The organism is Streptomyces sp. NPDC102274, assembly GCF_044766385.1.
Classification (GTDB): domain Bacteria; phylum Actinomycetota; class Actinomycetes; order Streptomycetales; family Streptomycetaceae; genus Streptomyces.
Window position 1 is genome coordinate 23,992 of the sequence record NZ_JBIWLW010000055.1, and the last position, 7,364, is coordinate 31,355.

General features: G+C 67.6%; 5 protein-coding genes and 1 pseudogene. All 6 read left to right on the forward strand.

The window, feature by feature from the left end; translation table 11 throughout:
* Nucleotides 1-29 precede the first annotated feature (29 nt).
* Entirely contained in the window at nt 30-746 is a 717-nt protein-coding gene (locus ACIRQP_RS38950) for a GntR family transcriptional regulator (RefSeq protein WP_403899609.1), read from the forward strand.
* A gap of 445 nt (nt 747-1,191) precedes the next feature.
* Nucleotides 1,192-1,635 (forward strand): RidA family protein, encoded by a 444-nt coding sequence (locus ACIRQP_RS38955; RefSeq protein ID WP_403899612.1) that lies wholly within the window; start codon nt 1,192-1,194, stop codon nt 1,633-1,635.
* 86 nt (nt 1,636-1,721) lie between these two features.
* Entirely contained in the window at nt 1,722-2,450 is a 729-nt protein-coding gene (locus ACIRQP_RS38960) for a FadR/GntR family transcriptional regulator (RefSeq protein ID WP_403899615.1), read from the forward strand.
* A gap of 172 nt (nt 2,451-2,622) precedes the next feature.
* Nucleotides 2,623-4,020: an acetamidase/formamidase family protein gene (locus ACIRQP_RS38965; protein ID WP_403899617.1), complete on the forward strand. Its 1,398-nt coding sequence runs from the start codon at nt 2,623-2,625 to the stop codon at nt 4,018-4,020.
* A gap of 156 nt (nt 4,021-4,176) precedes the next feature.
* The gene (locus tag ACIRQP_RS38970; protein ID WP_403899619.1) at nt 4,177-5,808 is read left to right on the forward strand and encodes an amidase family protein; all 1,632 of its coding nucleotides are present in this window, start codon (nt 4,177-4,179) and stop codon (nt 5,806-5,808) included.
* A gap of 533 nt (nt 5,809-6,341) precedes the next feature.
* A pseudogene (locus ACIRQP_RS38975) lies at nt 6,342-6,908 on the forward strand (transposase); the annotation flags it as partial.
* Between the last annotated feature and the right edge of the window lie 456 nt (nt 6,909-7,364).

The window sequence follows — 7,364 nt, forward strand, 5'->3', positions numbered from 1 at the left end:
TTTGCTATAGCAAGAGTCATCCTTGCTGCATGAAAACTGACGCCCTCGGTCCCATGGAGACCATGTCGCTGGCCGATCAGGCGTACCGGCGACTGCGGGACGCCATCCGCGACGGCGCCCTGCGGCCGGGCGAGAAGATCACCGAACGCGACCTCGCCGCCCGACTCGGAGTCAGCCCTACCCCGGTACGCGAGGCGCTGCGCCAGCTGGTGCACGAGAAGGTCGTCGAGCGCGTCGGGCCCCGGGCTCTGCGGATCGCCGACCATTCCTCGGCGGCTCGCTCCGAGATCGTGGAGGCAGAGGTCCGCCTCTCCGCCCTCATGGCCCGACTCGCCGCCCGCAACGCCACAGCGGAGCAGCTCACTGTCCTGGTCTCACTCCTCGGGGAGGCCGACCAGATCGTCGCCGGCATCGAGAAGACCGTCGCCGAGCAGGGCCCAGAAGCCGATGTGGCCGACCGGCTCGCCGCCGTCTTCCACAAGCTGCGCCTCTTCCATCACCAGGTCGAAGCGTGTGTCGGCAACCCCGTGCTGGAGGGCCTGCTCCACCAGGCCAGGGCCTTCAGCGACGAGGAACGGCTCGAGCTCACCATGAACCTCGCCCCCGAGCGCACCGAGGCGTTCCGTGCCCGCTACCACGAGCACCGCCAACTCTTGGACGCCCTCCTCGAACGGGACGAGGACCGAGTCGAGGAACTCGCCGCGCGGCACCACCGCGCCGCGCTCGTCCAGCTCTCCAGCAGCTGACCCCTCAAGCCGTCTGCCCGCCACCGGCGTACGGGATGCGCGCGGCGGGCAGGAGTTCCCTTTGTGCTATAGCGTATAGCCAAGGAGTCGCCATGATGCCCGATTCCCCGCCCGCCTCCGGCGCGGCCGGCACCCTGCACCGCTCCGCTCCCGGCGAGCGCAGCCCCATGGCTGAAGACGTCTGTTTTCCCAGGGTTTCCGGGACCTCCGGAACTGCCGTACATGTTGCATCCCGGTAAGAACGCCGTGACGTTTACCCGCGACCGATGACGCGCGTGCGGAGCGTTCGTACAGTGACTCCGCGTTGGTCGGACCATCCGTCCCGGGCATTCCCTTCTCCATGACGATCACTGACCGGGAGGAAAGGCTCCATGCACGCTCTTCCGATCCAGGCTCCGGTGCCCGGAGCGTCGGTCTCGTGTGCGGCGAGCGCCAATGGGGCCGAATGACGATCCGGGACGACGAACCGCCGAGGAGCGCGGCACGGAAGGAGACGTTCGTCTTCTCGCCCGAGGACGGGGTGCCACCGCAGATCGGTCCCTTCGCGCACGCGACCCGCTTCGGATCGCTGGTTTTCGTCACTGGTCAGATGCCCACCGACCCGGCGACCGGCTGGCTGGTGGAAGGTGGCCCGGTCGCCCAGGCGCGACAGGTGCGACGCAATCTGACGGCCGTCCTGCGGCAGTTCGGCCTCACCCTCGACGACGTACTGATGGTCCGCGTCTATCTCACGTCCTTCGACGATTTCGACCTCGTCAATGCCGACTACGAGACCTGGTTCGACGGCCCCCTTCCGAGCCGCACGTGTGTAGGTGTCTCGGGTCTCGCGGTGGGCGCCTCGATCGAGATCGACCTGATCGCCGCAATCCCGGAGGGGGACGCCTCATGAAACTGCCCCGGCAGCGGGTCGGCGGCCCTGCCCGGGACGACCGCACGCCGCACGCGTGCCCAACACCGGGACCTGGGGTAATCGGCATGCGCGCGCCGAAGGTTCCGCCTTTGCGTGGCCGCGCTCATAGCGTCGGCGACGCGCTGATCGCCTATCTGGAACAACTGATCGCGCTGGGCGAACTCGTTGCGGGGGACAGGCTGCCGGCGGAGCGCGATCTGGCCGATTCGCTGTCGGTGTCGCGGACCTCGCTGAGGGAAGCTCTGCTCCAGCTGGAGGCGAAGCACCTCATCGAGCGGCGGCCGGGCCGGGGCACCGTGGTCCTGGCACCGCCCGCCCAAGTCGAGGATCTCTACGCCCCGCTGGCTGACTTGGCTGACGCCGACCGGGAACTGGCCGCTGTGGCCGAGCTGCGGACGCTTATCGAACCGAAGAACGCCGAGTTCGCGGCATCGCGCTCGACCAGGGCCGACCTGTTTCAGATGGACGACATCCTGCACGCCACGGACGAGAACCTGCTGGAGGCCAAGTCACTGGAGATGGACGTCCAGATTCATCTGACCCTGGCCAGGGCGAGTCACGACCCGTTACTCACCGCGCTGACCACCGTGGTCAGTTCATGGACCACCCCGGTGCGGAAGGACTCCCACCGCAGCCGGGAAGGTCGTCGCGTGTCCCTGGCCGGTCACCGGGAGATCCGTGACGCAATCAAGGCCCGAGACCCGGCGACTGCGGCCCGCGCCATGTGCCTGCGTCTCGCCGACGTGGACCGGTTGATCCGGCGGACGCGCCGGGACGGCGCAGACGTTACCTGATCCTCCTCTCCTCTTCCGGCCACTCTCCTCCACGGCGACGCGTCACGCCGCGGCGAGATCCTCCCTCCGCAGACCCCCGCTGTTCGCACCGTTCCCTCGGCACGGCGCTGTTCACCCTGTACCGAAGCCAGACCGGAACCCGTTCCCCACGACACGATCACAGGAGCAACCCATGAACGACCCAGCCATGGACCCGGCAGACGCCCGGGACACTCTCGTCGCGGGTCTCGGACGCCGCGGCTTCCTCCGCGCCGCCACTGCCGTGACCACAGTGGCCAGCGCGGCGACGGTGCTCACGCAGGGCCGGGCGCGGGCGGCCGAGTCGGCCAAGGACCCCGCGGTCGCGTTCCCGAAGGAGATTCTCCAGCCCGGCAGGGGCGCGGTCCACGGCACGCACTATCTGCCCTCGGTGCCGGACCAGGTCCGCTGGGGGTACGTACCCGCGCGCGACGCGAAGCCGGTGCTGCGGATGCGCTCGGGGGAGACGGTGACCGTCGACACGCTCTCCCACGAAGGGCTCCTGGAGGACCAGGGACGCGATCCCGCCGCCTATTTCGCGCGCCACGGCGTGCGCGCCGATCAGGTGCTCGGCGACGCGATCGCCGTGGCCCGCGACTACACCAGGACCCCCCGCGACTTCGATGCCGACGGCCCGCACGTGGTCACCGGCCCGATCCATGTCGTGGGGGCGCGCCCCGGAGATGTGCTGAAGATTGAGATGCTCTCGATCCTCCCGCGCGTGCCTTACGGTGTCGTGACGAGCCGCCACGGCAAGGGCGCCCTCGCCCGCCAGTCCGGCGGCTCCGCGCCGGCCGGGATCACGCTGGACGAGGTCATGCCGCCGGTGTCGACGGACGGACGGCCCGTCGACGACCCTGCCGACTACGGCAATGTCTCGCTCTTCACACCTGTCCGCCGCGGTACCGGCAAGACACTCAACGGCGTGATGCCGGTGGGCACTTCAGGTGAAGTGACGTTTCCGCTGAACCCGCACATGGGCATGATGGGCGTCGCTTTCGCGTCCGGGGACACCCTCACCGCACCGGCGCTCAACTCCGTACCGCCGACCCTCGGGGGCGGCAATATCGACATCAACCTGCTTACCCAGGGCTCGACCTTCTATCTCCCGGTCTTTGCCGAGGGCGCGCTGTTCTACACCGGCGACCCGCACATGGCCATGGGCAACGGCGAGGTGGCGCTCACCGCCATGGAGGGTTCCCTGCGTACGACCTTCCGTCTGACCGTCTGCCGGCGTGGTTCCGGTGACGCCCCGTCCGTCGCCTTCCACTATCCCTTCGCCGAGACTCCCGACGCGTGGGTGGCCGTGGGGCTGTCGGACCCCGACGGCATCCCAAACAGCCTAGTCAGCGACCTGGACGTCGCCATGCGCCGTGCCGTGGTCAACGCGTTGGACTTCCTTCAGCACGACCTGGGCATGAGCCGCTCCGTGGCATACGCCTACCTGTCGGCGGCTGCCGACTTCCAGGTGTCCCAGGTCGTGGACCGCACCGTCGGCGTACACGGAGTGATCAAGAAGGATCATTTCCACGACAAGCACCACGCACGATAAGCCGAACGCCCCATGGACGTACGGCAGTCCTGCCCCGCTGCCAACGACGGCAGCCGCGCCGGGTGCAACCCGGCCCACACCACAAGCAGTTGGAACACGATGCCGACACCTCGACGCCTGGCCCGCGCCGCGGCGAGAAAGTGATCAGTGAGGCACATGAGCGAATCAAGAATTCCGAACAGACGTGGCTTTCTCGGCGCCGTGGGCGCGGTCGGCGCTCTGGGCATCGTTGGCGGAGTGGCGGAGCCGGCCTTCGCGCAGCGGACCGCCGCCCCGGCGAGTACCCCCGGAAAGCCGTCTCCCCTGGGCACTTTCAAGCTGATGGAGGCGACCGTCGCCGACATACACGACGCCTATCGCGGCGGTCGGCTCACCTGCCGGCAGTTGGTGGAGCAGTACCTGGAGCGGATCGCCGCCTACGACAAGCAGGGTCCGACTCTCAAGGCGCTCATCACCGTCAATCCACACGCGCTCGACGTCGCCGACGACCTGGATCGCCGCTTCCGGCGCTCGGGGCTGACCGGCCCGTTGCACGGCATCCCGGTCATCCTGAAGGACAACTTCGACACCTTCGACATGCCGACCACGGGCGGCAATACGGCCATGCGTGACTCGCAGCCTCCGGCCGACGCGTTCGCGGTCGACAAAATGCGCAAGGCGGGGACACTCATCCTCGCTAAGGCCAACCTTCAGGAGTTCGCCCGGGGCGGTAACTCGCTCAGCTCGCTGGGCGGTCAGGTCCTCAATCCGTACGACCTCAGCCGGACACCTGGCGGATCCAGCGGCGGGACCGGTGCGGCGATCGCATCGAACTTCGCCGTCCTGGGCACGGGCAGCGATACAGGCCAATCGATCCGCTCCCCAGCCTCCGCCAACAGCCTTGTCGGCGTGCGCCCCACGAGGGGCCTCATCAGTCGGCACGGCGTCATACCGAACAGCATCACGCAGGACGAGATCGGGCCCATCACCCGTACCGTGGAGGACGCGGCCCGGCTGCTCGACGTCATGGTGGGCTTCGACCCGGCCGACCCCATCACCGCATTCGGGATCGGCCGCGCTCCCCGCAGCTACACGGACCAGCTGAAGGCCAACGCGCTCCGTGGCGCCCGCATCGGCGTGATGACCAACATGTTCGGCACCGAAGAGCGCCACCAGGAGGTCAACCGCGTCATGGAGGACGTGATCTCCACGATGCGCTCGCGAGGCGCGACCATCATCCGCTTCAACCTGACGGCGTACGACACCCTCCAGTCCCTCGTGGCCAACTCGACCTGGGAAGCGCACACGGCCATGGACGCGTACTTCGCCGAACTCGGCCCGGACGCCCCGGTGCGGACCCTTGAACAGTTGGTCGCCACCCGGACAGCAACTCCGGAGCCACAGGCAGCGCTTGAGACCGAACTGGCGATCAAGGACGGACTGAACACTCCGGAGTACAAGGACCGCACGCTCAATCGGGAGAAGCTGCGGCTCGCCGTGTCGGCCAAGATGGCCGAGCTCGGACTGGACGCCGTCCTGTATCCGCTGCAGAAGGTGCTCGTCTCCCCGGTCGGAATACCGCAGCCGGAACGCAACGGCACCCTCTCCAACGGCACCGGGTTCCCGGCCGTCTGCTTCCCCGGCGGGTTCTCCACTCCCACGGCGGCGGCCCCGATCGGCGTGCCCGTGGGCGCCGAATTGCTCGGGCGGGAGTACAGCGAGCCGCTGCTGCTCTCACTCGCCTACGCGTACGAGAAGGCCGCGGGGGCGCGGAAACCACCGCGTGCCACGCCGCCCCTTGCGCCGTAGGCGAGAGTGTCTGTGAACAAACTGATCCACAGTGGCGAGCGCAGTAGGCGATTTCTCCGGTAACCCCTCATAAGGGCAGGGCCTCTTGATAGCACCCGTGGCGACGAAACCAGTCTGGAGCAAAGAGCCCCTGCCGCCGTTGTACACCGCCGCCGATCCAGCTGTCACGCCGGCCTCCGACGTGACAAGTCCCAGGTCGGCTTCGCCACCGTCGTCCACCGCGCGGACGTCTCCCGAACCTTCCTCTATAACAACCGGGCTTGATCCGCTTTGGCGGACATTCGAGATCAGGGGTTCGTCCCCGGGAGGATGTCCATCATGGAGAGCATGCGCGTCGGAATTCAAGGCCGAGATCGTCGAACTGTGCCGACGCGGTAACCGCTCGGACGGTCGCCAAGGACCTCGATCTAACCTCGGGCTTTACGAGGTGGTCTGTCCGAGGCTTGATCACAAACGCGAGAAGTGCTCCTGACCTGGGATGATAGGAACTTGTCGAGGGTCCAGATCGTGCCGTGGAAAGAAGCACTTTTCAGGTGAGGCAGCGTACCGGGTCGTACCCGCATGTCCGCGTTGAGGGCAGCGGTCGTGGAGTGGTCTCGCAGGCCGGGGCAGTGCTGCTGGTGGAGACGGTCCGCAAGGCCGGCCTGGATACTGCGATATCGGCGGCTCTGGCACCGTGGCGCAAGCCGCGGGCGGTGCACAATCCCGGCAAGATCCTGCTGGATGTGGCGCTCGCGGTCGCCCTCGGAGGCGACTGCCTGGCGGACGTCAGCATGTGCGGGGCGAGCCGGCCGTGTTCGGACCGGTGGCCTCGGATCCGACGGACTCCCGGCTGATCGACACGCTCGCAGCGGGTGGGCAACGCGCCCTGAACGTGATCCGCAGCGCCCGGTCCCAAGTGCGCCAGCACGTGTGGAAGTTGGCCGGGCGGACGGCACCGGATGCGACCAGCTCTGTGACAGTGGACCTGGACGGCGTCCTGGTGATCGCGCACTCCGACAAGGAAGACACGGCTGCGACCTGGAAGAAGACCTTCGGCCACCAGTGCGCCATGAGGCGCTCTGACGTATCCCCGGCTCAGCCGGGAGGAACTTGGAAGGAGGTTCCTGGGCCTGATGACTTACCCGATCCGGAAACGGTGACGGGACAAGAGCATGTCAGGAAACTGGCGGCCGTGCCGAGACGCTACGGACGGTGCGTCAGGTGGCCCGCGTGACATGGCGAAAGCTGAACTGCTTGAACCCCAATCTCCAGCGGAGGCAACGAAGACTCCTCCGGCACTGCGTCCGAAGCCGGAGTCGTCGTCTGCGGTGGCTTGATGGTGTGGCCGCGGCACCTTCCGGACGGCGACGCGACGCTCAGTCAGAACGTTCAAGGAGATGAGTGGGGCGCCTGCCTCACGATGTTACGTACGTCGGAGACGAACATGGGATCGCCTAGCCTCGCCGTTTCAGTTGAGGGTGATGGCTGGATGAGCGGGGTCGTTTGGAGCGGTGTCGGTCGGTGGGCATGGTGGGGGCCCGGCGCGGTGGGCCGGGTTCTCCAAGGTCCTTCGG

Coding starts and splice junctions, on each gene's coding strand:
- ACIRQP_RS38950 (WP_403899609.1), top strand. CDS start 30: ATGAAAACTGACGCCCTCGGTCCCATGGAGACCATGTCGCTGGCCGAT.
- ACIRQP_RS38955 (WP_403899612.1), top strand. CDS start 1,192: ATGACGATCCGGGACGACGAACCGCCGAGGAGCGCGGCACGGAAGGAG.
- ACIRQP_RS38960 (WP_403899615.1), top strand. CDS start 1,722: ATGCGCGCGCCGAAGGTTCCGCCTTTGCGTGGCCGCGCTCATAGCGTC.
- ACIRQP_RS38965 (WP_403899617.1), top strand. CDS start 2,623: ATGAACGACCCAGCCATGGACCCGGCAGACGCCCGGGACACTCTCGTC.
- ACIRQP_RS38970 (WP_403899619.1), top strand. CDS start 4,177: ATGAGCGAATCAAGAATTCCGAACAGACGTGGCTTTCTCGGCGCCGTG.